Annotated in this window: 21 protein-coding genes, 8 tRNA genes and 2 rRNA genes; 27 read left to right on the forward strand and 4 right to left on the reverse strand. The window is 37.1% G+C overall.

Annotation, left to right across the window (positions count from 1 at the left end; all coding sequences use genetic code 11):
• The 11 genes from I5J82_RS18595 to rocF all read left to right on the forward strand — a co-directional run.
• A 23S ribosomal RNA gene (locus I5J82_RS18595) occupies positions 1-188 on the forward strand; the annotation flags it as partial.
• Positions 189-349: 161 nt separating this feature from the next.
• Positions 350-465 (forward strand): 5S ribosomal RNA (rrf, locus tag I5J82_RS18600).
• A 46-nt stretch (positions 466-511) separates the two neighbouring features.
• Positions 512-586 (forward strand) — tRNA-Asn (locus I5J82_RS18605).
• A gap of 9 nt (positions 587-595) precedes the next feature.
• Positions 596-671 (forward strand) — tRNA-Thr (locus I5J82_RS18610).
• A 31-nt stretch (positions 672-702) separates the two neighbouring features.
• Positions 703-777, forward strand: a tRNA-Glu gene (locus I5J82_RS18615).
• A gap of 17 nt (positions 778-794) precedes the next feature.
• Positions 795-870: transfer RNA gene (locus I5J82_RS18620), tRNA-Val, on the forward strand.
• 12 nt (positions 871-882) lie between these two features.
• A tRNA-Thr gene (locus I5J82_RS18625) sits at positions 883-958 on the forward strand.
• A gap of 72 nt (positions 959-1,030) precedes the next feature.
• Positions 1,031-1,115 (forward strand) — tRNA-Tyr (locus I5J82_RS18630).
• Between the two features lie 45 nt (positions 1,116-1,160).
• A tRNA-Gly gene (locus I5J82_RS18635) sits at positions 1,161-1,234 on the forward strand.
• An 11-nt stretch (positions 1,235-1,245) separates the two neighbouring features.
• A tRNA-Ala gene (locus I5J82_RS18640) sits at positions 1,246-1,321 on the forward strand.
• Between the two features lie 623 nt (positions 1,322-1,944).
• Entirely contained in the window at positions 1,945-2,844 is a 900-nt protein-coding gene (rocF, locus tag I5J82_RS18645; protein WP_198769289.1) for an arginase, read from the forward strand.
• 32 nt (positions 2,845-2,876) lie between these two features.
• Here rocF and I5J82_RS18650 read toward each other — a convergent pair whose 3' ends face one another.
• A complete protein-coding gene (locus I5J82_RS18650; RefSeq protein ID WP_171005666.1) occupies positions 2,877-3,047 on the reverse strand; it encodes an aspartyl-phosphate phosphatase Spo0E family protein in 171 nt (56 codons plus the stop codon).
• 200 nt (positions 3,048-3,247) lie between these two features.
• Between I5J82_RS18650 and sigW the strand changes: the two genes are divergently transcribed.
• From sigW to glmS, 6 genes are all read left to right on the forward strand, one after another.
• Positions 3,248-3,823 (forward strand): RNA polymerase sigma factor SigW, encoded by a 576-nt coding sequence (gene sigW / locus I5J82_RS18655; protein ID WP_198769290.1) that lies wholly within the window; start codon positions 3,248-3,250, stop codon positions 3,821-3,823.
• Between the two features lie 5 nt (positions 3,824-3,828).
• Complete coding sequence (locus I5J82_RS18660) at positions 3,829-4,503, forward strand: anti-sigma factor family protein (RefSeq protein WP_198769291.1); 675 nt, start codon at positions 3,829-3,831, stop codon at positions 4,501-4,503.
• 202 nt (positions 4,504-4,705) lie between these two features.
• The gene (cdaA, locus tag I5J82_RS18665; RefSeq protein WP_191755167.1) at positions 4,706-5,539 is read left to right on the forward strand and encodes a diadenylate cyclase CdaA; all 834 of its coding nucleotides are present in this window, start codon (positions 4,706-4,708) and stop codon (positions 5,537-5,539) included.
• Entirely contained in the window at positions 5,523-6,842 is a 1,320-nt protein-coding gene (locus I5J82_RS18670) for a CdaR family protein (protein ID WP_198769292.1), read from the forward strand. The genes cdaA and I5J82_RS18670 overlap by 17 nt, the downstream gene beginning before the upstream one ends.
• A gap of 18 nt (positions 6,843-6,860) precedes the next feature.
• Positions 6,861-8,201: a phosphoglucosamine mutase gene (gene glmM / locus I5J82_RS18675; protein WP_144704639.1), complete on the forward strand. Its 1,341-nt coding sequence runs from the start codon at positions 6,861-6,863 to the stop codon at positions 8,199-8,201.
• 479 nt (positions 8,202-8,680) lie between these two features.
• Positions 8,681-10,483 (forward strand): glutamine--fructose-6-phosphate transaminase (isomerizing), encoded by a 1,803-nt coding sequence (gene glmS, locus I5J82_RS18680; protein ID WP_144704642.1) that lies wholly within the window; start codon positions 8,681-8,683, stop codon positions 10,481-10,483.
• 203 nt (positions 10,484-10,686) lie between these two features.
• Here the strand turns inward: glmS and I5J82_RS18685 are convergent, their stop codons facing one another.
• Positions 10,687-11,235, reverse strand: coding sequence for a GNAT family N-acetyltransferase (locus tag I5J82_RS18685; protein WP_198769293.1), 549 nt, complete (start codon positions 11,233-11,235; stop codon positions 10,687-10,689).
• A gap of 529 nt (positions 11,236-11,764) precedes the next feature.
• On the opposite strand from I5J82_RS18685, the gene I5J82_RS18690 reads away from it, so the two are divergent.
• From I5J82_RS18690 to I5J82_RS18725, 8 genes are all read left to right on the forward strand, one after another.
• Complete coding sequence (locus tag I5J82_RS18690; protein WP_198769294.1) at positions 11,765-13,525, forward strand: dsDNA nuclease domain-containing protein; 1,761 nt, start codon at positions 11,765-11,767, stop codon at positions 13,523-13,525.
• Positions 13,515-14,090, forward strand: a complete 576-nt coding sequence (locus I5J82_RS18695) for an ABC-three component system middle component 1 (RefSeq protein WP_198769295.1) — start codon at positions 13,515-13,517, stop codon at positions 14,088-14,090. The genes I5J82_RS18690 and I5J82_RS18695 overlap by 11 nt, the downstream gene beginning before the upstream one ends.
• Before the next feature lies 1 nt (position 14,091).
• Positions 14,092-17,019 carry an AAA family ATPase gene (locus I5J82_RS18700; RefSeq protein ID WP_198769296.1) on the forward strand — a complete coding sequence of 976 codons (2,928 nt, stop codon included), beginning with the start codon at positions 14,092-14,094 and terminating at the stop codon, positions 17,017-17,019.
• Positions 17,020-17,458: 439 nt separating this feature from the next.
• Positions 17,459-19,168, forward strand: a complete 1,710-nt coding sequence (locus I5J82_RS18705; protein ID WP_198769297.1) for an ABC transporter ATP-binding protein — start codon at positions 17,459-17,461, stop codon at positions 19,166-19,168.
• A 147-nt stretch (positions 19,169-19,315) separates the two neighbouring features.
• On the forward strand, positions 19,316-19,738 hold the full coding sequence (locus I5J82_RS18710) for a pyridoxamine 5'-phosphate oxidase family protein (RefSeq protein WP_198769298.1): 423 nt from the start codon (positions 19,316-19,318) through the stop codon (positions 19,736-19,738).
• A 91-nt stretch (positions 19,739-19,829) separates the two neighbouring features.
• Entirely contained in the window at positions 19,830-20,324 is a 495-nt protein-coding gene (locus I5J82_RS18715) for a hypothetical protein (RefSeq protein WP_198769299.1), read from the forward strand.
• Between the two features lie 9 nt (positions 20,325-20,333).
• Positions 20,334-21,188, forward strand: coding sequence for an ABC transporter permease subunit (locus tag I5J82_RS18720; RefSeq protein WP_198769300.1), 855 nt, complete (start codon positions 20,334-20,336; stop codon positions 21,186-21,188).
• Complete coding sequence (locus tag I5J82_RS18725; protein WP_198769301.1) at positions 21,185-22,189, forward strand: ABC transporter permease; 1,005 nt, start codon at positions 21,185-21,187, stop codon at positions 22,187-22,189. Before I5J82_RS18720 ends, I5J82_RS18725 begins: the two co-directional genes overlap by 4 nt.
• Positions 22,190-22,252: 63 nt before the next feature.
• On the opposite strand, the gene I5J82_RS18730 is transcribed toward I5J82_RS18725, so the two are convergent.
• Positions 22,253-22,426 (reverse strand): YjcZ family sporulation protein, encoded by a 174-nt coding sequence (locus I5J82_RS18730; RefSeq protein ID WP_198769302.1) that lies wholly within the window; start codon positions 22,424-22,426, stop codon positions 22,253-22,255.
• Between the two features lie 263 nt (positions 22,427-22,689).
• Between I5J82_RS18730 and I5J82_RS18735 the strand changes: the two genes are divergently transcribed.
• On the forward strand, positions 22,690-23,028 hold the full coding sequence (locus tag I5J82_RS18735) for a hypothetical protein (protein WP_198769303.1): 339 nt from the start codon (positions 22,690-22,692) through the stop codon (positions 23,026-23,028).
• Positions 23,029-23,161: 133 nt separating this feature from the next.
• Positions 23,162-24,031, forward strand: a complete 870-nt coding sequence (locus tag I5J82_RS18740) for a metal-dependent hydrolase (protein WP_198769304.1) — start codon at positions 23,162-23,164, stop codon at positions 24,029-24,031.
• Between the two features lie 31 nt (positions 24,032-24,062).
• On the opposite strand, the gene I5J82_RS18745 is transcribed toward I5J82_RS18740, so the two are convergent.
• The gene (locus tag I5J82_RS18745) at positions 24,063-26,456 is read right to left on the reverse strand and encodes a transglycosylase domain-containing protein (RefSeq protein ID WP_198769305.1); all 2,394 of its coding nucleotides are present in this window, start codon (positions 26,454-26,456) and stop codon (positions 24,063-24,065) included.
• Positions 26,457-26,527 lie beyond the last annotated feature (71 nt).

A 26,527-nucleotide genomic window follows, 5' to 3' on the forward strand; every position in this document is an offset into this window, starting at 1 on the left:
TAGCTGGGTAGCTACGTGTGGACGGGATAAGTGCTGAAAGCATCTAAGCATGAAGCCCCCCTCAAGATGAGATTTCCCATCACGCAAGTGAGTAAGACCCCTTAGAGATGATGAGGTTGATAGGTCTGGTGTGGAAGCGTGGTGACACGTGGAGCTGACAGATACTAATCGGTCGAGGGCTTATCCTTAAAAAGCATAACGTTTGGAAACGTCGTATCTAGTTTTGAGAGAACATAAAAAAATGATGAAAATCATTAAAAAATCTCTTGCAAAATGCTTTAAAATATAATAAAATTTATCTTGTCCCAACAGGATAAATGATTTTGAGAGTGTTACATAAGTAACAAGGTCCAGTGATGATGGCGAAGAGGTCACACCCGTTCCCATACCGAACACGGAAGTTAAGCTCTTCAGCGCCGATGGTAGTTGGGGGTTTCCCCCTGTTAGAGTAGGACGTCGCTGGGCTAAAATCTCAAAATTCCAACTTAGTTGTGGATTTTCATTACATTATTCCACAGTAGCTCAGTGGTAGAGCTATCGGCTGTTAACCGATCGGTCGCAGGTTCGAGTCCTGCCTGTGGAGCCATTTTTACTTGCTTCCATAGCTCAGCAGGTAGAGTGCTTCCATGGTAAGGAAGAGGTCACCGGTTCGAGCCCGGTTGGAAGCTCCATATCATATACTTAAACAAAACAAACAGTTATGGCCCGTTGGTCAAGCGGTTAAGACACCGCCCTTTCACGGCGGTAACACGGGTTCGAATCCCGTACGGGTCACCATTTCTTATAAACACTTTGGAGGATTAGCTCAGCTGGGAGAGCACCTGCCTTACAAGCAGGGGGTCGGCGGTTCGAACCCGTCATCCTCCACCATTTTTTTTGCTTGCCGGTTTAGCTCAATTGGTAGAGCAACTGACTTGTAATCAGTAGGTTGGGGGTTCAAGTCCTCTAGCCGGCACCATGTTTACTTACTATGATAGTAGACACAAAAGCACATATTGGTGCTTGAAGAGTAACGTCTCTTTTTTTATGTGGAGGGGTAGCGAAGTGGCTAAACGCGGCGGACTGTAAATCCGCTCCCTCCGGGTTCGGCGGTTCGAATCCGTCCCCCTCCACCATCTTATGTTTAACGATTCAAAAGTTAGACGATACTAATTGAATACGCGGGTGTAGTTTAGTGGTAAAACAAGAGCCTTCCAAGCTCTGGTCGTGAGTTCGATTCTCATCACCCGCTCCATTTATTTCTTCGGGGCTTTAGCTCAGCTGGGAGAGCGCCTGCCTTGCACGCAGGAGGTCAGCGGTTCGATCCCGCTAAGCTCCACCATATACATAATCATTATACTTCAGGCGATGCCTGGAGTTTTTTTGTTGTTTTAGGAGACTTTTAAATATTTCACGTTTGATAGAAATATTAACTTTTCGGCTGCTAGTATATAGTGTGATCACGTAAACGTATACTTGAGTCAGTTTTGGAGTAGGGTTAAGGGTATGTGGCTTATAAGTATTGTCGAACTATGACGACTCGCCGATATAGGAGCAAAACTCGCCGAATTATAGCCGAAAATCGCCGTATTATCTGCGAAATATCTAGAATTATTGCTGATATTTCTAGAATTAGCTCCACAAATACCCCGAATGGTATTGCTTTAGCGGTCTATTTTTCAACTCATGTAACGGCACCTTCTAAAGAATCCCCATTTCAGTACTGACAAGTTAAAACAGAGTTCTGCTCATTAAGAAAAAACGGAAAGAAGATGGCTCGAAGCCATCTTCTTTTTATCCTTTCTTAACCCAAACCTTATAAATATGTAACTTAAGGTCGAAAGCGCTTTCTTTTCGGTATATCTATGCAAGATTTTGTCCAGTTGAACCATGAAATCCCTTACAGCTACAATAGAGGTAGTGATTCTTTAGTTTTTTGTGTTTTTCATAAGGGAGGAAGAAAAAATGTTGAAAGATATTACAGTAATCGGTGTACCGATGGATTTAGGACAAATGCGCCGCGGTGTGGATATGGGGCCGAGTGCGATTCGATATGCAGGTGTTGTTGAACGCCTTGAAAACCTGGATTATCGTGTAGAAGATTTTGGTGATATAGATATTGCTCGTCCAGAAAAACAAAGTAATGAAAACGAAGGCAATCTAAAAAATTTAAAGGGTGTAATTGAAGCGAGTGAAAAGCTCTCACAAACTGTTTCAACTGTAATCTCCAACAAGAAATTTCCACTTGTTTTAGGGGGAGACCATAGTATTGCGATCGGTACCTTAGCTGGGGTTTCTAAGCACTACGAGAATTTAGGTGTTATCTGGTATGATGCACATGGGGATTTAAATACAGCGGATACATCTCCGAGTGGAAACATCCATGGGATGCCTCTTGCTGTTAGTATTGGTATTGGTCATGAGAGACTTACAAACATAAGCGATTACACACCAAAGATTAAACCTGAAAATATAGTGATTATTGGAGCTCGTTCTTTAGATGAAGGAGAACGTGAGCTGATTAAAGAAAAAGGAATTAAAGTATATACGATGCATGAAGTTGATCGTCTTGGGATGGCGAAAGTTATGGAAGAGACGATTGAATACTTAGCACATACAGATGGTGTTCACTTGAGTCTTGATTTAGATGGTCTTGATCCACATGATGCACCTGGTGTTGGAACGCCAGTACTCGGAGGAATCAGCTATAGAGAGAGTCACTTGGCGATGGAAATGCTTGCTGAAGCAGAGGTTATTACTTCAGCAGAATTTGTAGAGGTTAATCCTATTTTAGATGAAAAGAACAAAACAGCGACGGTTGCTGTAGCTCTAATGGGTTCTTTATTTGGAGAAAAGCTACTATAATAGACTTAGAAAAAATAAAAACAGTTGCCTCTTTATAGATGCAACTGTTCTTTTTCATTTATGCGCTGATATTGGTTAAGCAGGTGATCAATCTCTTGTGAGAGCTCAACTACTTCTTGTGCGATTAGTGGAAGGTGTTTTGAGAGTTCATTCATTTGCTGTCTGGAGTGTTCGATCTGTTCGATTAATAAATCTCTGTGCATACAAACTACCCCTTTCTGCCTCAGCATAATATTTTATATGATTAATATTCCCAGGGCTGATTTGTTTGAAACGCATTATTTAGAAAAAAATACCTTTTTATTTCGTCAAATTCTGCAACATGATAAAATAAAAAAATATGAAAAGATTTGAAACTAATGAAACGCTGGTACGTAAATAAAATCCGAGTGGTGATAAAATAATGGACGCCTTAATAGCGAATATGGTGACCCAAGTAAAAAAAGGGGACCAAGAAGCGTTTGAAGGCATTGTGGACCTGTTTAAAGATAAAATATACCGGCATTGTTTCCGGATGGTCGGCAATGGACATGAAGCAGAAGATCTAGCACAAGAAACTTTTTTAAGAGCTTACCGTAATATAGGTAAGTACAATAGTGAATACAAATTTTCAACCTGGATTTTTCGTATCGCTACAAATCTCTGTATCGACAGGTTAAGGAAGAAGAAACCGGATTATTATCTGGATGCAGAAGTACCAGGTACAGAAGGTGCTACTATGTATAGTCAACTTTCTAGTGAAGAGCCCCTACCTGAAGAAGTGGTTACTGAGAATGAAGAGTGGAATGAACTCCAGGCAGAAATTATGAAGCTTCCTGAAAAATACAGGACAGCTATTCTTTTAAAATACGTTGAAGATCTCTCGTTAGAAGAGATCAGCAAGATTATGGACATACCCGTTCCAACAGTAAAAACTCGTATACATCGAGGTCGGGAAGCGTTGAAGAAAGTATTTCAAATGGTTGTAAAAACGAGGTGATAAAAATGCATTGTGAAGCTTCCGTATATGATGAATTAATGAATAAAGTACTTGATGGTGATGCGACGAAAGAAGAAGAACAAAACTTTCACAATCATCTTAAGGATTGTGAGACGTGTAGAGAAGAGTTTGAGCTGCTGACGGTTACATTGAAGGAATTGCAGCTGCAATCCCATATCAAGGCACCAGATGGCTTTACAGAGGCTGTGATGGCTAAACTGCCTAAAGAGAGGCAACAAGTAAAGTGGATGCGTTGGATGAAGAGCCATCCTGCTCTAACAGCTGCAGCGATTTTTGTGTTCTTTATGGCAGCATCCGTGTTCACGAGCTATAATCAACAAGACCTAGCCGTTGTAAAAGGCGAAGGTAACCTGCAGATTAAAAAGAATGAGCGAGTAGTAGTCGTTCCTGCTGGTGAAACCATTAAAGGCGACTTAGTTGTAGAGAATGCAGATGTTCGAATAGAAGGCAGAGTTGAAGGTGACGTAACGGTCATAAAAGGCGATCAATATCTTGCATCAGCTGGAGAAGTAACGGGCCACAGTCAGGAAATTGGTCAAGTGGTCGAATGGGTATGGTATAAGTTAAAATCTTTGGTTAGTACGAATAATGAAGCAATGAATGATACTCATAAGGAAAGCCGTGTCCATACGGCTTTTTTTCTTGTTCAATTTCACTAAACTAAAAATATCAGCCAACCATCATTAGTAAAACATGTGAGTGTCATGCCAAGTTTTCTTTACATTGAGGTATGCTATAATAAGTAGGTTAAAATTATTTCAGAGTGTTTAAAAGAATACTACTTCATATGAGGTTTTCAATAATAATTTATAACCACTAAATACTTCAACTTGGAAGACAAACCGGGTTGGGAGGGAATTTATGTTACCAATCGCAGATTTTAATATATTCAATTACATTACACAGATCATAGATATCTTGTTAGTGACGTATGTGATCTATAAGCTGATCATGTTGATACGTGGAACGAAAGCCGTTCAATTGTTAAAAGGGATAACCGTAATCATTGTGGTTTGGTTCCTTAGCAGTTCGTTTGATCTTAGAACGATGTCTTGGCTGATGGATAAAGTGATTACATACGGTCTTCTTGCCATCATCATCATTTTCCAACCAGAGTTAAGACGAGCGTTAGAGCAACTTGGACGTGGAAAGTTCTTTTCTCGTACCGGACTGCCTGAGGAAGAAGAAACGGAAAAAGCCATTGCAGCGATCTGTAAGTCGACGAACTATATGTCTAAGCGACGTATAGGAGCAATTATGTCAATTGAGCGAGAAACAGGATTAAGTGAGTACGTGGAAACAGGTATTCCGATTAAAGCGCATCTCTCTTCCGAATTATTGACGAATATATTTGTACCGAACACGCCGTTACATGATGGAGCTGTCATCATTAAACAAAGTCAGATCTATGCAGCAGGTTGCTACTTACCATTAACGGAAAGTCCGTTTGTTTCAAAAGAGCTTGGAACAAGACATAGAGCGGCACTAGGGATCAGTGAAGTAACAGATGCCATAACGGTTATCGTTTCTGAGGAAACAGGTACGATCTCTCTTACGAAGAATGGAGAAATCTATCGTAACCTGGACGAAGAGTCATTAAGAAATTTGTTAAACGCAGAATTGATTATTGCCAACAAGTCCACTTCCTCAACTCGCTGGAATTGGAGGGGAAAGAAAAATGGACAAACTCCTTAGTAGTTCATGGTTTGTAAAAATTATTGCTTTCCTCCTTGCCCTCATGATGTATACGATCGTAACGATGGAGACGCAGGAAGAAGCAGCGAACAATTCGATATTCTCAAAAATGTATACAGAAAGTGAGACGATCGAGAACGTACAGATCAAACCGTACTTTGATGACAATCAATATGTTCTTACCGATATGCCATCATCGGTCGACCTTACATTAACAGGATCCAGCCGTTTGATTACAAAGGCGACAAAAGTGGATAAAGAATTCGAAGTCTATATTGACCTAACCAATATGAAACCTGGAAACAAGCGGGTTAAAGTTCAAGTTCAAGGTCTGCCTGAGGGTGTTAAGGCCAAGATTAACCCTGATTACGTGGATGTTATTCTGCATAAAAAAGTAACAAAAGAGATGAACGTTAATGTGGACTTGAAAAACAAAAGAAAAATGCCTGAAGGATATACAGCAGGTGAAGTTGAGTTCTCACCGAGAACGGTCGATGTGACAGGTGCTGAAGGGATGATCGAACAGATTTCATTCATTACAGGGTTCGTTGATGTAACGGATGCAGATGAAGCGATTCAAACAAAAGTTCCTCTGCGTGCATACAATCAACAAGGAGATTTAATTGATGTTCAGATCAACCCAGGAGTAGCTGAAGTATCCGTACCGATCAAGAAACCGAAGAAAACGGTACCGATATCTATCGAAACGAAAGGGGAATTAGATGAGGGACTTTCCCTTCAATCGATCACATCTGATCCAAGTGAGATTACATTAACTGGTACAACAACTTCTTTGGATAAAATTGATTCATTTAAAGAGATAACGATAGATTTAAGCGAGATCAAAAAAGATACGACACTGACCGTTGATGTCCCAGTACCAGATGGGATCGACGACGTTTCATTAGAAGAAGTAAAAGTAGAAGTGAACGTTGAAGAAACAGGTACTGAAGCAGAAACGGAAACAGAAGCGGGCAATGAACCAGAAACAGAACCAGAAGTCGATCAAGAGACGACAAAAACATTCAGTGATGTTCCATTAACACTGCTCGGAAGCGATGCTGACAAACAAGCAACGATATTAGATCCAGCAGATGGTGTTGTAGATGTAACGGTAAGAGGAAAAAAGAGTGTGCTCAATTCTCTTAAAAAGTCAGATCTGCAGGGAATCGTAGATGTGAGTTCACTTGATCAAGGAACACATAACGTGAAGATAGATTGGAAAAATCCAGGGGATGTTGAACTTACAGGTACAGTTCAGGAAGCCAGTGTGGAAATTCAAACAGAGACTAGCAGTCAATAGTTGAAGGAGAGAGCAATAATGGGAAAATATTTTGGTACTGACGGAGTTAGAGGAGTTGCAAATACAGAGCTTACGCCTGAATTAGCATTTAAATTAGGACGCTTTGGAGGGTATGTTCTTACAAAAAATACAGAAAGACCTAAAATCTTAATCGGACGTGACACGCGTATTTCGGGACAAATGCTAGAAGGTGCTCTTGTGGCAGGTCTTCTATCCATTGGTGCAGAAGTGATGCGTTTAGGCGTAATCTCGACTCCTGGAGTTGCTTTCTTAACAAAAGCTTTAGGCGCACAAGCGGGTGTAATGATCTCAGCGTCACATAACCCTGTAGCGGATAACGGCATCAAATTCTTTGGAGCAGACGGTTTTAAACTGTTAGATGAGCAAGAAAATGAGATTGAAGCCCTTTTAGATAATGAAACGGATGAACTTCCACGTCCTGTAGGCGGCGACTTAGGTTCAGTCAGCGATTATTTTGAAGGCGGACAAAAGTATATGCATTATCTGAAACAAACGATTCCTGGAGATTTTTCTGGTCTTCATATCGCTTTAGACTGTGCGCACGGAGCGACATCGTCACATGCACCGCATCTGTTTGCTGATCTTGAAGCAGACATCTCAACGATGGGTACAAGTCCGAACGGCTTAAACATCAATGAAGGTGTAGGAAGTACACATCCTGAAAAGCTTGCTGAACTTGTAAAGGAAAAAGGCTGCGACATGGGACTTGCATTTGACGGAGATGGAGACCGTTTGATCGCGATCGATGAAAAAGGAAACATTGTCGATGGAGACCAAATCATGTTCATCTGTGCGAAGCACCTGAAAGAGCAAGGGCGTTTGAAGCAAGATACAGTCGTTTCAACCGTAATGAGTAACTTAGGCTTCTATAAAGCTGTAGAAGCAAACGAGATGAAATCGGCGCAAACGGCAGTAGGTGACCGTTACGTAATGGAAGAGATGCGCAAGAACGACTTTAATCTAGGTGGAGAACAGTCTGGTCATATCATCTTCTTAGATTACACAACGACTGGAGACGGACTTCTATCTGGCATTCAGCTTGCTTCAATCTTAAAAGCAACTGGAAAGCCATTATCAGAGCTTGCAGGTGAGATGACAAAATTTCCGCAGCTTCTTATCAATGTGAAGGTTGCGGATAAGTCTAAATTAAACGGCAACGATGCGATCAAAGCTGCCATCGACAAAGTAGAAACAGAGCTTGAAGGAAACGGCCGAGTTCTCGTTCGTCCTTCTGGAACGGAGCCACTCGTGCGTGTAATGGTTGAAGCTCCAACAGAAGAACTCTGCCAAGAGCATGCGGATAAAATCGTAGAAGTAGTAAAGGCTGAGCTCGTATAAATTAATAAGAAACCCTCCCTCATAAAATAAAAAAGGGCACGAAACATATGCATATGCGGCTCACCGGAAGAGCTGTGTATGCATATTTTTATAATATGGAACATTATGTTTCAAGTTTTTCTAAAATCGGGAAAGAATAATAATTGACGGTTTTGAAAAACCCGTGTATGATTATTTTTGTTTACTTCAAATAAAAGGAAGGAGTTAACAGTTAATCATTCATCCAAAGCGCCTGAACTGCTGACCGGAAAATGAGCAGTTGACGAGGAAGAGGTTCATCGATATTTCGGCGGATGCCTCTCGGAACATCACTTCCGTAAGCTTTTGTTCAAACCAGGTAAGGTGACTTCCTGTACAAAGACGAAAGCAAGTGAAAAAAAATAAAAATAGAGAACATAGGTGGGGTTGTGAGCCCCGCTCACGGCCCCCTTATGAAAGCCGTCAGCAGAGTGTGATGGCTTTAAGGAGGACGTTTATTTATGTGTGGAATCGTTGGATATATTGGGAATAATGATGCGAAGGAAATCCTTTTACGCGGATTAGAAAAATTAGAATACCGCGGATATGACTCAGCTGGTATCGCTGTACTGAATGAAGACGGAGTTCATGTGTTCAAGGAAAAAGGACGTATTGCAAATCTGCGTGAAAACGTAGATCTTGGAGTAGAAGCATCCGTTGGAATCGGACATACACGCTGGGCAACACACGGAGTTCCGAGCCGAGTTAACTCTCATCCACACCAAAGTTCAACAGAGCGTTTTACACTTGTACACAACGGTGTAATCGAGAACTATGAACAGGTGAAGAAACAATACATCTCAGGTGTTGAATTGTTGTCTGAAACAGATACAGAAGTTATCGTTCAGCTTGTAGAATACTTTGTAAACGAAGGCATGGAAGTAGAAGAAGCATTCCGCCGTACGTTGTCTGAGTTAAAAGGTTCTTATGCGATCGGACTAATCGACAACCAAAACCCTGAAACCATCTATGTTGGTAAGAACAAGAGCCCGTTATTGGTAGGTAAAGGTGAAGGCTTTAACGTTATTGCGAGTGACGCAATGGCTATGCTTTCTCAAACAGACCAATACGTTGAATTAATGGATAAAGAAATCGTAATCGTGACACGTGACAGCTATACGATCAAGACTCTTGACGGTACAGTTGTTGAACGTGCACCATACACAGCTGAATTAGATGCAAGCGACATCGAAAAAGGCACGTACCCTCATTTCATGTTAAAAGAAATCGATGAGCAGCCTTTCGTAATGCGTAACATCATCAATCAATACCAAAATGAAAATGGTGATCTTAAGCTAGATGATGATATCCGTGCCGCGATGAAAGAAGCGGACCGCGTATATATTATCGCTTGCGGAACGAGCTACCATGCAGGTCTTGTTGGGAAACAGCTGATTGAAAACATCGCTAATATTCCTGTTGAAGCACACATCGCGAGTGAGTTTGTTTACAACATGCCGCTTTTATCACAAAAGCCGTTGTTCATTTTCATCTCACAATCCGGTGAGACTGCAGACAGCCGTGCCGTATTGGTTGAAGTGAAGAGACTTGGACACAAAGCATTAACAATTACGAACGTTCCGGGATCTACACTTTCTCGTGAAGCAAACTACACGCTTAACTTGTATGCTGGTCCTGAGATCGCAGTAGCATCAACGAAAGCATACACAGCTCAAATCGCCGTACTTGCGATCTTAGCAGTTGACTCTGCTCGTGCAAAAGGCATCGAGTTAGACTTCAATCCGCTACAAGAGCTTGCGATCGTGGCAAACGCGATGGAAGTTCTTTGTGACCAAAAAGAAGAGATGGAGAAGATCGCTCGTGAGTTCTTAGCTGTAACTCGTAACGCATTCTTCATCGGGCGTGCTGCTGACTTCTACGTATGTTTAGAAGCTGCACTAAAATTAAAAGAAATCTCTTACATCCAAGCAGAAGGTTTTGCTGGAGGAGAATTGAAGCACGGTACGATCGCATTGATCGAAGACGGTACACCAGTTATCGCTCTTGCAACTCAAGAGCATGTTAACTTAAGCATCCGTGGTAACGTGAAAGAAGTAGCGGCACGTGGCGCTTACACATGCGTGATTTCTATGGATGGTCTGCAAGAAGAAGGCGACCGCGTCGTTCTTCCGAAGATCCACCCTTACTTGACGCCGTTAGTATCTGTACTTCCAATGCAGCTGATCTCATACTACGCAGCGCTTCACCGCGACTGTGACGTAGATAAGCCGCGTAACCTTGCGAAGTCAGTAACAGTAGAATAGACTATTAAATAATACTTTTACAAAAATGTTTGATTTTTTAAAGCAAAGTTTGATAATTTTGAATAAGTTTGATTTAAAAAACTCTCTTAGGATATGATATCCACAAGAGAGTTTTTTTGTTTTTTAAAATGGGGTTTAAATAACACACATCTTGCCTCTTCTTGTTCTTCTAATTAATTATCCTAGTCCCACAGTTACACTCATCAAAAGTTGTTCCAATAAATATCTGCTGCTTTATGCGATTTGTTAGTATTATCGAGCCAAAGTACATTAAAATTATTTTTTTTATAAAATAAATCTAGCTTGTCAAAATGATTTAGGTCCGCGTATGAGATCCAACCCGTAATCTTCTTAACTTTGTTTTCTTTTGCAAACTGAATTAATGAATTAAGTAAAATGGAACCATACCCTCTGCCTGAATTTTCACCAAAGACTTCTATATCACAAAGTTCAATATGTTCCTCACTACTGTAATTGGCGCTTAAACGAATACGGTTCAATACAATACCTCTTTTATTAATTACTTTTAGGTCTATAAAAAATATGCCGTATTTTTCATCAGTATCAAAAATAGTACGATACACAATAATTTTCTCTTCTTTTTTGTGTAAGATATTCAAAAGATTATTTTCTCTATTCTCTTCTATTTTTTTGATTTCTTTCCTTAATTCTTCATCCAGATTCTTTATCTTCACTACTGAATATACTCTCTTATTTCTGTGTTGCTTAAACTCAAGCATAAAATCATACATAAATCTTTTCCCCTAACAAAGTCTTATTTCTATTATTTTATTTTTCGTATACCATAATAATTATCCATTAATTTCTATTTACACGCAATAGCCTTTATTCTACCAATAATTAATGCGTAACCTTCTAAATAGATTACACCTTCTTAAGATACTGTTTATACGAAATTTGGACACGTTTGGCAAAGGAAATTAGATCAACTAGTTAAAAAAATTGGTTTAAGTATAAGAACCATTGCTGGACAACTAGGGGTTGATTTCAAAACGAATAAAAGGAAATTATCGGAAGATGTCGAAATGAATAAAAAAAGAACTAGTAGAATTACGTATTTTAAGAATAAGTATTTTCTCTATAATGTGATTTCATTTACTCACCCTGAAATCGTACAAACCGAGATGTCTGGAGAGGCACAAAAGTATCGTTGCATAGCAGAAGTGGTAGCTAGCAAAATGAATTTACGCTTGATGATAAAGTTGAAGGCACAGCCCTTTTTTACTAAATAAAATAATATGAAATTCAGAGGAAAATACTATGACGGTAATAATAAATAATTTAAGAGAAAAAATTGAAAGTACTTTGGACGATTATATAATAGATCTGGCAGCTCAGGAAAAACAAGAAATCCAACAGAATAAAGAGCAAATTGTTAATAGTCTAATGGCTGGTGAGTTCAGAGATTTAGGAGGATTAACAGCTATGAGGGGGTTTGTGTACCAGTACTATGTATCGATGTTTTATATGGTATCCATGATATATCCGAAGCGTAATAATTGGTGGAAATCTGTGGTGTTGGAATATTTTGATGATATTACTCTTATTGGCGAAGATAAAATTCGATTTATACAAGTAAAAACCGTAAAAGAAGGTGGAAATAAAAATCATCAGCCTAATGATTTTTATAAAAGAAAATCATTAAATAATCCTGAAAATGAAAGGGAGTATTTTAATAGCTGGATAGAAAAAAACTTATTAAATTATGATTATTTTTTAGAATCTAATGTAATCAACGATGTTGATAAAAGTGTTTATAATCCGCAGTTTGAAATAGTAACAAATACTAAGCAGAGTAGTTTATCGACTTTAAAACATTATTCAGGAAATGTTGATTTTGAAATTAAAGATGTAATAGATAAGGATGGAAATGTCGAACATGTTATAACTGACGAAGATCCATTTAAAAATGCAATTATGAAACCAATTGATGGTTTAAATTTAAGGTTTGAAGAGTATGCTCGAAAAGATATTGATTACTATTTAAAGAGACTCTATATAAATAAATTTGGTTCAACCAGAGAACTTTATGATGATATTTTGGACATGATCGAAGAAACTATTTTAATTACTGATATTAGAGGTAAATCTATAGCTGAGTATATCTTCAAAAGGATGTTTGCATTTGTTATATCCAATAGTCATGTAGATAATGAGGATCGCCTAAAGAAAGATGAGTTATTAGTAACTAAATTACAAATCAAGCATCTAGTAGCGGGGTGGGTTACTGAAGCAAAAGAGTTAATTAGTGAAAGTTCTTATTACGACAGTGCTTGGGCTATCTTTAACAGATCTATATCAGAATTAGAAATAGAATTCAAGGCACAATTTGCTAATGACAATTTAAAAGGAGAATTGCTTAAAGCGTTGCAATGGATCAATGCACATATTACAGAGAGTAACATAGGAAATAGCACTTATTGTGTAACAATTCTTAATAAAATATTTTATGGTAATAATAGTCTTTCCATGTGGGATTTTGAACATGGTGATGTTGAAAGGAATTTAAAAGAATCAATAAGATTTATTGTATATTTTATTGTCTTTTACGAAAACCATTTAGAAGTATACAGTACCGCTAAAATGTTATTCCACGAAGGGAAATCAAGTGTAATTGATAACATTCTTTTTACATTATATCATGCAAGAAATAATTTAAATAAAGTAACATCGATGGAGAAAATTAAATCTTGTTTAAACGAATGCCATATTTCTAGACAAATCACACTAGATTTATACTGCTTGCTTATAGGAACAAAAAAAGATTCTATAAATTCAACTGCATCAGGCATTGCAGCTATGTTTAAAGTAACAAACGAACCTGATTCTTCACATAAAATCACAGATGTACCTGATAATATGAGGTTTGTTGATGCTGATGAGATAGAAGATTTTTTTGAGGGATTTAAGGATGAAGGAATTGTTTTAGATAGTTTTAAACAAAATGTGCTATTACCACATTGGAAAGATTACTTAGATGGAATAGTAAACAAAATGAGGGTGACTTATATTGAAAGCTGAAAGAGTAATTAATTTGTTACAAAAAAAAAAATTTGCACAATATCAATTTGAATCATATGTTATGAATCAACTTGAAGAACTGAATATAGATATATGGTCAAGTGATTCAAAGTTAGTAATGTTGAAAGAATATAGAACGGAAAATTCTTTACTAGAATGGAAAAATGAAGATCAGGTGTGCATCGCAAGTATATTACAGTATGTTCCGAAAAAGTATATTAACAATTTATACTTTTTTATGGTTTTAGATTTTAATTCTGATGAAGTTGATTTAAGACTAGAAATAAATAAGATAGAGAAAAATGAATTAATTTGTAAGAAATACATTTTAAAAAATAAAGAAGATTTAAATAGAATTCCATTTTTAATGAATGTAGTAATAGAAAGTGATACATTTTCTTTTGACAAAAAATTCAAAGAGAGAATTATGAAATTTAAAGAAGAGATGGATGGAGATAGATATTTTAATATAGAAGAGTTGATGGCTGATTACTTCAATAATTATTTGGATAATAAGCAAGACTTTAAAGTTAAGATAGAGGATTTAGTAGGAATGGGAGAGTAAGATGTTTATTCAGAAAATAATATTAGATAACTTTCGTATTTTTAGAGGAAGACATGAATTTGATTTTTCTTATAAAAAAGTAGTTGTGGTAGAAGGCCCAAATGGACATGGGAAAAGTACAATTTTTGATGCGATTAATTGGGTTATTTCTGGAAAGATTTCTAGATATGTTGGTTCATCTGAACATCAACAATTTAATTACATTATAAATAGTGATGCTTATTCACTTGGTTTGGATGAAGCATCGGTTGAAATATATTTTAATAATCAAGAGGAAGTCGTTATAAAACGAACTGTTAAAGCGAATGGTTCCACTAAACTATTTATTAATGGTCATAGGTTTGGAATTAGAGATGGACAAAAAGAAATAGTAAGATTATTAGTTAATGAAAAGGTAATCAATGATACTAATTTATTTGACTCTATTGATTTACCTTCATTTATAGAATCAACATTGATTCTATCACAGGAAAACTTAGAAGAGTTTGTTCGAGGTAATAAACCTACTCAACGATACTCTAAATTAGAACAAATCCTAGGTTTAACAAGGTATGGTCAAGATTTCAAGGATTATTTGCAAGTTTTAAAAAAAGAGTGTTTGACACAATATGACGATATTCTTTTAAAAGAGAAAAATATAAAACATGAGCAAGAATTATTAAATGTACAATATAAACAAAAAAGCCTTCAAAATGAAAGAAATGGAAATAAGCCAGAATCAAAGATTATAGATGAATTAAATACATTTTTTAGTAGTTCAATGGAGTCTTTCGAACAGCTTAATAAAAATGAAGAATTTTTCGAGATTACTATAAATGAATATGAAGTTTTAAAGAAATATATTGAAGAGATAGATGATAAATTAAAGAGGCTTGTTGATTTGAAGTTCGAAATTCAACAAAAAGAAATAAATATAAATGATATAGAATTTAATAAAAAGATAGCTAATTTACATAATGAGATAAGTATTCTTCAAATTGAAAAAGTTAAACGTGAAGGCGGTATTGAGAAGGCGAATTCAATAAAAGAAAAATTAAATAAAATTGCTCAAACTAATGCTTATTTAGATATTAAAAAAATTGAAAAGGAAAAAATAGATATAGATATAAAAAATCTCATAGAAAAATTAAAAGTTATTTCCAAAAATTTAGAAATAGATTATGCAAGTTTAGTCTTAAAAAAAATTACGGATTTTATTGAGGAATTTAGGGAAAATAGTACGTTATTAGATAGTCTATTAGAGAAATCTTTAATTTTGGAAAATGAGAATAGGGAATTTAACTTAATTAAAGAGAAGAGAATTATTAGGGAGCAGAATGACAAGAACATTCAGCTAATAAAAGATTTAGAAAAAGGAATTGAAGATACTGAAAATGATATTTTTAATTTAACTAAACAGAAAAAAACTAATTTAGATTCTCAAATATATGCTTTGATACATGAGGTTCAGATCCATCTAATAAATAGTAATGAACAAAAATGTTTAGTATGTGGAGGTTCTTATAATAATAGTGAAGAATTAAAAAATTCTATTCGCATTCAGTTAGATAATTCAAATGAATTATTAAATGGGTTTGAAAAGAAAATAAATAAATATAAAGTTTCTAAAAATGAATTGAATATTAAATTGGATGTAGCAAAACAAGAATCTATGGTTACACAAGAAAAATTAAATAATTTAAATAATGAACTTGTAAACTTAAAAGATAAAACTGTAAATATGCGTCTTCAAAATTCAATTAGTTTAGAGGATCCACAGTTAATACGAAAGGAGATTGTAAAGGCACAAAAGTATAAAAATAATAATCAAAATAAATATAAAGGCTTTATAGAAATTAATAAAATATTAGTAGAATTAAATAATTTAAAGTTTAAAAGAAAGGGAATTTATGAAGAGGAAGAAAACGCAATTAACCAACACAGGAGTTATAAGGACTTTGTAAGAAAAGAAAATAAGTTACAATTAAAATTTAATAAAATCGATAGCTATCTGTCCTTAGCTCATTTAAAGGTTCAAGAATACAATAAGAAAACATATGAATTTAGACAACATATTCAAGATATGGAGAGAGAAATACAGTTATTAAATAAAATTAAAAATGAACTGGAAAATTCGCTTAATTATAAGCTGAATTTAGATAGTAAAGAAATTTTAAACGTAATTATAGAAAATATTAGTTTATTTGAGAAGAGGAAATTTGAAGCTAGAAATCTTTTAGTGACAATAGGAGATTATTTAAATGACATTGAGTTAAGAGAACTACAGATAAAAATAAAAAGTTTTAACCAAAAAAATTTAATCTTACAAAAGCAGATTCATCAATATTTAACGATGGATAATCAATTGAAAAATTTACTTGCATACCATACACAAGAGCAGAGTTCTTTAGTGAATGAATATTTGAATGGATTATCTTTAACGATAAATAATTATTTTAGACAGATTTCACCTCATTCGTATTTTAATTATATTAATTTAGTAACAAGGAAAAACGAATTATTCGTACTTTTAAAAGATAATCAATTCGAAAATGATGATATCGAAGAAAATATAGATGATAGTGTAAACGCTAGTCTTACTTTAAGTGCAGCACAGTCGACTATATTAGCTATGAGCATATTTTTAGCTTTAAATAAATCTCAAAATTGGAGTAAATTAAACCTAATTGGAATTGATGATCCTTTTCAAAACCTAGATGATATTAATGCATATTCGTTCATAGATGTTATGGCTAACTTAATATCATTAGAAAACAGACAAATCTTAATTAGTACTCATGATTCCGATTTTGCTAAGTTATCAATTAGAAAAATGAATTTAAATCCTAATGAATATGCATATGTTAAAATACAGTCATATACTAGAGATGCAATAGAAATTCAATTGGAACAGTACAAATCATTAGAAGATAAAAGAATGTCGTTTTAATCAAACTTTTTTATAAAGCAAAACCTCCTGTAGCGATACGGGAGGTTTTTTCATGATAAAAAAATCTTTTATAAAAAGTGATTACTTTACGGTTTCTTTTTACTTCTTATGCAAGTTGATTGTAGCGTAAGGTTGTCGACTCCTACGGGACGAGCGGTCAGTCCAAAATGTGGAAGTGGCTCTTCCAGTCCCGACAAGCAAAAGTTGAATGGGTATGAAGGCGCACTTTGCCTTTTTGACCGTTTAACTTTTGACCTCGAGGGACTAGTCACTGCAACTAGGCCGTGGAAAGCGAGCAACCTGGAGCGTAAAGCAACCACTTTCAAAGAGCATACAACGGTTCAGTCATTTAAAATTGTAAGAAAATCCTTTATTCTGTATAATTGAGAATGGATTTCAATTAGTTGTATTTCAATTATACAGAAAAGGAGGTCTATACGTGTTAGCTCGCTTTTTTGCTTATTATAGACCCTATAAGTGGTTGTTCATTCTTGATTTTTCATGTGCTATTCTTGTTGGGATTTTGGAATTGGCCTTTCCGTTAGCTGTAAACCAAGTGATCGATAAACTTCTTCCTGATGGAAACTGGGAAGTTATCTCTTTAGCTTGTCTAGGTTTGCTGCTCGTCTACCTTTTAAATACGTTTCTTCATTTTGTGGTCACGTACTGGGGGCACAAGCTTGGGATCAATATTGAGACAGATATGCGTCAACAGCTGTTCACACATATGCAGAAACTCTCGTTCGGTTATTATGATAACAATAAGACAGGTCACAGTATCTCTCGGCTTACGAAAGACTTAGAAGAGATCGGGGAAGTTGCTCACCACGGTCCAGAAGATGTGTTTGTGGCCGTTATGACATTGATTGGATCGTTTGGACTCATGTTAACGATCAATTGGAAGCTCGCAGTTTTGTCTTTTATCGTCATTCCGCTTTTAATTATTTTAGCTATCTATTTCAATAAAAAAATGACGATGACGTTTAGAAAAATGTTTCAGGATGTAGCGGAGATCAATGCCAGAGTAGAGGACAGCATCGGTGGGATACGTGTTGTTCAAGCATTTGCGAACGAAAGATATGAGCAGGAAAAGTTTAGAGAAAACAATAAGAATTATCGTCTTACAAAGCTTCAATCCTATAAGATCATGGCTCAAAACGTTATGTCAAACTATGTGTTAATGAGGTTAGTTACCCTTTTCACTTTATTGTTTGGAACGTACTTTGTCATTTCAGGTGAACTAACGTATGGACAATTTGTTGCATTTATTTTGTTATCAAACATTCTGATCGGACCCATTCAAAAAATAAATGCTGTGATTGAAAGCTATCCTAAAGGAATCGCTGGTTTTAAGCGGTTCGTTGAAATCATGGACACAGAGCCAGACATAGCAGATTCAGAAGATGCCATAGAAGTCGATTTAAAAGGTACGATTCACTATCAGGATGTGAGTTTTGGGTATGAAGGTCATCGAACAGTTTTGAATAACATAGATCTATCCATTCGCTCTGGTGAAACAGTCGCATTCGTAGGACCATCTGGAGCAGGAAAGACAACGCTATGCAGTCTGTTGCCTCGTTTTTATGATGTTCAAAGTGGATCGATCACAATTGATGGTATCAACATCCAAGAGATGAAGCTAGAATCATTACGAAAACAGATCGGTATCGTGCAGCAAGATGTTTTTCTTTTTTCAGGCACGATTAAAGAAAATATTACGTACGGTGACTTAGATGCTACAGATGCTGACATTATGGAAGCAGCAAAGAGAGCTCGATTGGATGACTTTATTCAAGATCAACCTGAAGGACTCCAGGCAGTGATTGGTGAAAGAGGGGTAAAGCTTTCCGGAGGACAAAAACAGAGACTAGCCATTGCTCGTATGTTTTTGAAAAACCCGCCGATCTTGATCCTGGACGAGGCCACATCTGCTTTAGATACGGAAACAGAAGTTGCGATTCAAAAAGCATTAGAAGAATTAACAGAAGGAAGAACGACACTCGTTATTGCACATAGACTTGCAACAATAAAAAATGCAGATCGAATAATGGTTGTTACAAATGAAGGCATTGCTGAGGAAGGCAATCATCACGATTTGTTAGCATCAAAAGGAATTTATAGCCGTTTACATGCAGCGCAATTTGGATGAGTTGGTTCATCCAGTTGAAAGAGAAAGTCTAACGAATGCGACTTTGAAATAAATAAACTCATTGTTTAATCTATGTATAACATGATGTTTTATTTTCCATCCTAAAAGGTAGATATAATAGAGCCAAACTTTTAAGGAGTGGATGACATGGATAAAGAGCAGATGAAAAATAAAGTATTTGAAGTAGTAGACAAAAAACAGACGGGCGTGCTGGCAACGGTAAAGAAGAACAAGCCGCATTCTCGCTATATGACCTTCTTCCACGACGAACTTACGTTTTACACGCCAACAAGTATCGAGACTCATAAAGCCGATGAAATTCAAGATAACCCAAATGTTCACGTACTAGTCGGCTATGATGGTGAAGGATACAACGATCCTTATCTTGAAATTGAAGGTACAGCTACCATTCGAGATGATCCAGGGTTAAAAGAAAAATTTTGGAACGAACAAATGAAACACTATTTTGAAGGTCCGAATGACCCCAACTATATCTTGCTTGAAATCAAACCAAGCTTGATTCGACTTATGAATGACGGTGAACACGAACCACAAACATTAGAATTATAAAAATAAAGGCCTCTCTTTTGAATAAAAGAGGGGCCTTTGTACGTCTAAATTCTTGAAAGGAAAGTAATTGTAATAACAAGGGGGTTACTTTTTGAAAAAATGGGGTGCTTTATTTATTTTAGGGGTTCTTCTTACAGGCTGCTCTGAAAAAGAAGCTGAAAAGGAATCGAAGTTCACGGTTAAAGATGCAATTAAAAAGAATCATGTGGTCATTCAAAACCTATCTGAAAAAGAAATAGAACTAATGACAGGGGCGACCAAAACCGAGCATCTTGTTCCAATGTTCGCTTTTTTAGATGATGTAAAAGCAGAGAAAGAAAGTAAGCTGCAGATAACGGTTTTTTCGAAAAAAGGAGAGCCGACAACGAGTGAATTGCACTATGTGAATAAAGATAAAACAATTTTTAAGAACAACAACAAAACATTCGGTATGCCTACTGGTGAAATTGAATGTAGCTATATTTTGGATTCCAATCAAAACTTGATGGTAGATGGATGCAAAGGAGAAGTTTCTACTCTATTAGTCGCTCCATTTGGACCAAGAGATTTTAACCTAGCCAAAGCGGACTATAAAAGTAAGGAATAGGGGTTTGTCATGCCATATATTTTAAAAGATAGTTTCCTCTCCATGATTCTGTCTGTCATTGGGATTATTCTGCTAGGGTCTGTGCCATATATGTTCAGTGGGATGACATTTAACACAATCGGTTATTTGGATGGAATAACTGAAATGTTCAGAGTCATGCTGAACCCTGAAGAAATCATGTACTTTGCAGATAGCGGTCCATACCCGCTCTTTCCAAGCATGTGGGGAATCTATGGATACTCGGTTACTATTTTGTTTGCTGCATTCTTTATAGCAATTATCGTAGCGTTAATGTTTGCTCTATTCATATTCATGCTCCCATCAGGCTTAAAGAATAGAATAAGAGTATTTTCTTTTGTTTTTGAGTCAATTCCAGATGTATTAATCGCGATCGGTATACAATTCTTTATCGTATGGTTCTTCAAGAAAACGAACATCTTATTATTTCAGGTTGTATCTCTGTACGATCAGAAGACGTATTTTGTTCCTATTTTATGCTTAACGATTTTACCGACCTTTCTTATTTTGCGCATTCTATTATTAAATATCGAAGAAGAGTATGAAAAGCTTTATGTAGATACGGCGAGAAGTAAAGGAATGGGAAGCTTTCGGATCTTGTGGCGCCATGTCCTGCCAAATACGTTGCTAAGCGTATTTCACCAGTCACGAAATATATTATGGTTCATGCTATCCAACCTGCTGATGATTGAATTTCTGTTTAATATTTATGGCATTACATCACTGATCAGGACTAGTGGAAATCCGGCAGTTTTTACGATTTCCATGCTGTTACTATTTGTTCCGATGTTTCTTTTTTTCACATTGTTACGAGTGATCACGTTTAAATGGGTTGGTGAAAAATGATTAAGAACATATGGAAAGATCTCTTATTTATTGTAGGATTTTTGTTTGTGTTTGGTCTTCTGGTGGCTAGTTTTTATCATCTAATCGTTCTTGATAATGAGATATATGAAGAACAGTATATTTACGATGAAGAGGGAATGCCGAAAGAAAAGGCGCCATTTGAACCGTCAAGTCATTACTGGTTTGGCAGTGACCGTATGGGAGCAGATCTGTTCTCTCAAATTATATCTGGAGCCAAGTACACACTTGGTATCGCGCTAGTCGTCAGCTTGCTCAGGGTCGGTCTATCATTCCTCGGATCGTTTCTATTGTGGAGAGCGGGAAGAGTGATGCCTTTTATAAAAGGATTGTCTCAATCGTTCTATTACATCCCGTCAGCGCTTCTAATCTTTTTTGTTGTAGGTCCGATTATACAGTTAGAAAACTACACATTTTGGGAAAAAGCGTTTTTTGAGATGCTGTTGATCATAGCTATAGCGGTGCCGAACACTTCTATTCTTATAAAAGAAGAGATCAACCTGATTGAAAAAGAAGAGTTTATCACAAGTGCTAAATTAATGGGTGGTTCAAGATTAAGAATTCTATCAAAACACATATTGCCACATCTATGGCCAAAGCTGTTGTTGATCTATGTACAACAAGTGATTGCCGTCCTGTTACTGTTAGCTCACCTTGGAATATTAGGTGTGTTCTTTGGTGGAACAACGATGAGAGAATTTGTGCTGGAATATGAAATACCTACATCAGACTCCAACGAATGGTCAGGGCTAATTGGAGGCTACTATTATCAACTACGTCTTGCGCCATGGCTTGTATTCTTTCCGGTGTTCAGTTTTGCCGCTGTCATTTTAGCCTTTAATTTTATAGCAGAGGGCATCAAACGATCGGCGAACAAGCTGCCTATCCCCAAAACGGTGAAAAGCAAAGATGAACGAAAGCCGAACATTAGCTTGGTAGAAAATAAGTCATTTGTATTTTTATCACAAAAGAAGACAGGTTGAACCAGCATATGACTTCAAATTAAAAAGGCAAAGAGCATAGACTCTTGCCTTTTTAACAAACTACTATCTCAACGTCGCACCGATGATGATGAGAAGGATAAATAGCACGACAATTAAAGCGAAAACGCCGCTTCCGCCGCCGTAACCGCCATATCCGTAACCGCATGGGGTGTAGCAACCATATCCGTAACCTGGATAGCCCCAATTACGTTGTTGTTTTTGTCTTTTTCCAAACATGCTGTAAGTCCTCCTTCTTTCTTGTGCCTTATGCTTTCATCTTAGTGTATGTCCCAGAAGAAGGAGTGACATGGACAAAATCCTAATGAATTTGAAAAAGTTTCATGGAATGATAGGAGGACATGCTAATGAGTGAAGTGATCAAGCAGTATAGCAGTTTAGTAAATTGGCTTCAGGAACTAAAACGAATGCCTGAAGAATATTGGTAAGGTAAGTGGTCTACAGGTGAAATCATCGCCCATCTAAAAGCATGGGATATCTTCGTGTGGGATGAAAGGTTTTCCTATTTTTTAAAGAAATCTGACCTTCCGCCTAAAAAAGGGGATGTAGAAGAAATAAACCGAAATGCTGCCCATGAAGCAAGATTGGGTATCTCTAAAAATGCATTAATCGATGAAGTGATTGAATGCCGCCTTGTCTTGGAAAGGAAACTTCAAGAAGTGCCAAGTGCTATATGGGAAGAAAAAATTCAAATGGGTAATACATGGATTACATTATGTGAATATATCAAGGGAATGGTTGAACACGACAATCATCATAAACAGCAGATTGAGAAATTCCTACTGAACAAAGGGATAGAGATGTACAAACAAGAAGTGTAGACAAGTAGGAAATAAAGTCGAATTTCCCCGGAAATTATCTTAGGAAATAATGGTAACCTTTGAATGAGCTTCTATCAAGACAGAAGTTCTTTTTTTCGTTAACATAAAAGAAAAACGAATGATAAGAGGACCTATGGATACAGTAACTCACACATTGTTTGGTTTAACGTTGTATGGCGCTGCGAATAAAATGAATATGGACAAGTCACACAAGAGAGCTTTGTTGTTTACAACAGTGGTCGGCAGTCAGATTCCTGATATTGATGTGGTCGTAAACCTTACAGAAACGGGCCGTATCATGCAACAGATGTGGCATAGAGGATTAACACACTCTTTTTTCCTCGTTCCTGTTTGGGGCATCATCATCTATCTTCTTAGCAGGGTTTTATTTAAGGTGAAAGATCGAAGGCTATTCTACTGGGCGCTCTTAGCCGTGTTTATTCATAATACGAGTGATCTCTTTAATACGTGGGGAACAGGATATCTTGAGCCTTTCTCTAGCTATCGAGTCACATTTGGTACGATTTCAATCGTAGATTTTGTATTTTGGTTCTTGATGCTTGCTGGTTTTATCGTATCAAGAAAAAAAGAACCATCAAATCGTTTTAAAGTTTTCCGAGTGGTATGGATCTTAATGGTTGCTCATGTTGCGGTTCAATCCATTCAAGGGTATATGATCTATAGTGAAGCAAAAGAAAAGTATGATGAGGTCGCACTAGCTGCAGGCTTTCTTCCTACACAGTTTCAAGTGATCGGGAAAAAAGATAGTGAAGTTGAGATTGTAAAAGATAGTATTTTTATTGAGCCTGAGGTTGAGCATCGATTGGTTTCAAGTGATGAAGCTGATTTACAGCCCCTGTTTGAAGAAAACCCACGAGCAAAAACCCTTTACGATTGGTCTCCATTCGTTGTGGTGGTTGAAGAAGAGGAGAAGCTCGGGATCTATGATCCTCGGTTTTATCGTAATGGAGAATCCTTTTTGTATGAGTTTATAGAAAAGTAACCCGCTAAATTTAGCGGGTTACTTTTTTTGATTACGGTGTAGTGGTTGTTCCAGATGTTCCAGCGCCTGCTCCTGTCCCGGTACCTTCACCATCGTCAGCTGGTGGTGGATCAGTCGGTGGCGGGTCTGTTGTAGGTGGCGGTTCCGTTGGAGGTGGATCTGGTACTGTTGGTGGATCCTCAGGTTCAGGATCTGTACCAGGATCATCCGGATTGTCATCTTCGGGTGGTGGTGGATCTGCCTCATCCTCTGGTTTTGTGGGAGGCGGCTCTGTTTGTTTTTCTTCTTCTTTCTTTTTCTCGTCTTCTTTAGGCTTATCTGATTCTTTCTTTTCATCATCCTGATTCTTATCTTCATCGTTCATGTTTCTCTTTGCTCGTTCTTTCTTTTCGGTCTTTCTTGTTTTAGTGGGAGCTGTCATCTCTTTTAGTGATGTACCTTTTACGATAAGTTCTTTTGTCACGTTAGAGCCGCTATCCTCTTTTGTTACATATCCAGTATCTTTGTTAATATATACTTCCTCAACTGACTTCGGCTTAGAAAATCCAGCTGTCTTTTTATCCTTTGAAACTTCTGAGACAATGGATTTAAAAATGTATTTCGCAATCTTTTGGTCTTCAGGTGTTAGATAACTCTCAGCTGTTGTTTTGTCGTATCCTGTCCACACAGCGGCTGTGTAATTCGTTGTATAACCTGCGAACCATGAATCACTAGAGCCCTTCTCAATATGATCAAGACCGTCCGGCATATTCGTCGTTCCCGTTTTGCCTGCAACTTCTAATCCAGGTATAGCGGCTAACGTACCCGTTCCTCGTGTAACTACATCTTTAAGCATATCTGTAATCATATATGCGGTGTAATCATGCATCGCTGCAACAGGCTTAGATTCGTACTTCGTTTCATAGCCATCCGGATATTTCACACTACGAAGAGTGGTCGGTTTATGATAGACACCTTGATTTCCGAATGCCGTATAAGCGCCAGCTAGTTCAAGTGGTGAAGGACCCTTACCAAATCCACCAATGGCATAGGCGGGATGAGCAGTCTTAATCGGAATGCCTAGCTGTTTGGCAAAGCTTACAGCATCTTCTGAGCCAACTTCCATAAAGGTTTTAATAGCAGGAATATTGTAGGAATGAACGAGTGCTTCTCGCATGGAAACATCTCCATGAAATTCATCATCCCAGTTTCCGGCTTCCCAACCGTTGATCTCTAACTCTTCATCTTTAATCTGTTTATACGTAGACCATTTAAACTTTTCTATAGCTGGACCATAATCCAAGATTGGTTTAATGGTCGAACCTGGCTGACGTGTAATATCAGTCGCATAGTTGAATCCTTTTTCAATATTTTGCTCACCACTTGTTCGGTTGCCACCTAATGCTCGAACAACACCAGTCTTTGTATCGAGCAGCGCGACACCGGCCTTGAATTTGTCATTTGGATAGTTGACATATTCTTCAGTGGATAGCACTTTTTCGGTATGAGCTTGAGCTTTTGGATCAAGCGTTGTATAAATCTTTAAACCACCCTCGTAAATAGCTCGTTCAGAAACCCCTTTTTCTTTTAATTCCTTAATCACTTGCTGAATAAAGGCATCGTATTTTAATTGCTTTGTTTTTTCTTTTGAGAGCGAGTCTGTTACGGAGGTGTTCATGGCTTCTTCTTTTTGTTGTTTAGTTATTGCGCCATTTTTGTACATAAGCTGCAATACGGTATTTCGTCTTTCTTCTGCCACTTTAGGGTGAAGAAAAGGATCATAGCTGCTTGGTCGTTGTGGCAGACCAGCTAAGAGAGCGGCTTCTGCCGGTGATAATTCTTTCAATGGTTTATTAAAATAAGTCTTTGAAGCAGTCGCGACACCATATGCACCGCTTCCAAAGTATATTTTGTTAAGGTATATCTCTAAGATTTGATTCTTTGTGTACTTTTGTTCTAACTGAATAGCAAGGTAGGCTTCTTGTACTTTTCGTTCGAGTGTTTTGTCTGAAGAAAGGACAGAGTTCTTAACTACTTGCTGTGTGATCGTGCTTGCCCCTTCAGCACCAAAACCGTCTTGTACATTTGCAACGGCGGCTCCGACAATTCGCTTCACATCAATTCCCATGTGATCTTTAAACCGAACGTCTTCTGTAGAAATGAATGCTTGTTGGACGAGTTCTGGTATGTCATCAATCTTGATATATTCTCGTCGTTCAGAGCCTGTTACATAAGTGATGAACTCATCGTTCATATCATAGATCATCGATGATTGAGGATCTTTCAAGTCGTCAGCAGTAAGCTTTGGAGTACCGTTCACGTATGCATAGATCATAGCGCCTCCAAATGTCACGCTGGATAAGAAAAGAATGAATGTAATAATAGCTGTTCGCCGAATCCAAAGTGATCGTTTTCTTTTCTGACGAAGTACAGATCTTTTCGCCACAGCACTCTTCCTTTCTCTAAGTTACTACTCCTGATTTACCCAATACTTGTAAATATAAAACAGTTTATAAA

Source organism: Fictibacillus halophilus (genome assembly GCF_016401385.1).
GTDB classification, from domain to species: Bacteria; Bacillota; Bacilli; order Bacillales; family Fictibacillaceae; genus Fictibacillus; species Fictibacillus halophilus.

Excerpts from the sequence above, each read along its gene's own strand:
- rocF (WP_198769289.1), top strand. The coding sequence starts at position 1,945 with ATGTTGAAAGATATTACAGTAATCGGTGTACCGATGGATTTAGGACAA.
- I5J82_RS18650 (WP_171005666.1), bottom strand. The coding sequence starts at position 3,047 with ATGCACAGAGATTTATTAATCGAACAGATCGAACACTCCAGACAGCAA.
- sigW (WP_198769290.1), top strand. The coding sequence starts at position 3,248 with ATGGACGCCTTAATAGCGAATATGGTGACCCAAGTAAAAAAAGGGGAC.
- I5J82_RS18660 (WP_198769291.1), top strand. The coding sequence starts at position 3,829 with ATGCATTGTGAAGCTTCCGTATATGATGAATTAATGAATAAAGTACTT.
- cdaA (WP_191755167.1), top strand. The coding sequence starts at position 4,706 with ATGTTACCAATCGCAGATTTTAATATATTCAATTACATTACACAGATC.
- I5J82_RS18670 (WP_198769292.1), top strand. The coding sequence starts at position 5,523 with ATGGACAAACTCCTTAGTAGTTCATGGTTTGTAAAAATTATTGCTTTC.
- glmM (WP_144704639.1), top strand. The coding sequence starts at position 6,861 with ATGGGAAAATATTTTGGTACTGACGGAGTTAGAGGAGTTGCAAATACA.
- glmS (WP_144704642.1), top strand. The coding sequence starts at position 8,681 with ATGTGTGGAATCGTTGGATATATTGGGAATAATGATGCGAAGGAAATC.
- I5J82_RS18685 (WP_198769293.1), bottom strand. The coding sequence starts at position 11,235 with ATGTATGATTTTATGCTTGAGTTTAAGCAACACAGAAATAAGAGAGTA.
- I5J82_RS18690 (WP_198769294.1), top strand. The coding sequence starts at position 11,765 with ATGACGGTAATAATAAATAATTTAAGAGAAAAAATTGAAAGTACTTTG.
- I5J82_RS18700 (WP_198769296.1), top strand. The coding sequence starts at position 14,092 with ATGTTTATTCAGAAAATAATATTAGATAACTTTCGTATTTTTAGAGGA.
- I5J82_RS18710 (WP_198769298.1), top strand. The coding sequence starts at position 19,316 with ATGGATAAAGAGCAGATGAAAAATAAAGTATTTGAAGTAGTAGACAAA.
- I5J82_RS18720 (WP_198769300.1), top strand. The coding sequence starts at position 20,334 with ATGCCATATATTTTAAAAGATAGTTTCCTCTCCATGATTCTGTCTGTC.
- I5J82_RS18725 (WP_198769301.1), top strand. The coding sequence starts at position 21,185 with ATGATTAAGAACATATGGAAAGATCTCTTATTTATTGTAGGATTTTTG.
- I5J82_RS18730 (WP_198769302.1), bottom strand. The coding sequence starts at position 22,426 with ATGTTTGGAAAAAGACAAAAACAACAACGTAATTGGGGCTATCCAGGT.
- I5J82_RS18740 (WP_198769304.1), top strand. The coding sequence starts at position 23,162 with ATGGATACAGTAACTCACACATTGTTTGGTTTAACGTTGTATGGCGCT.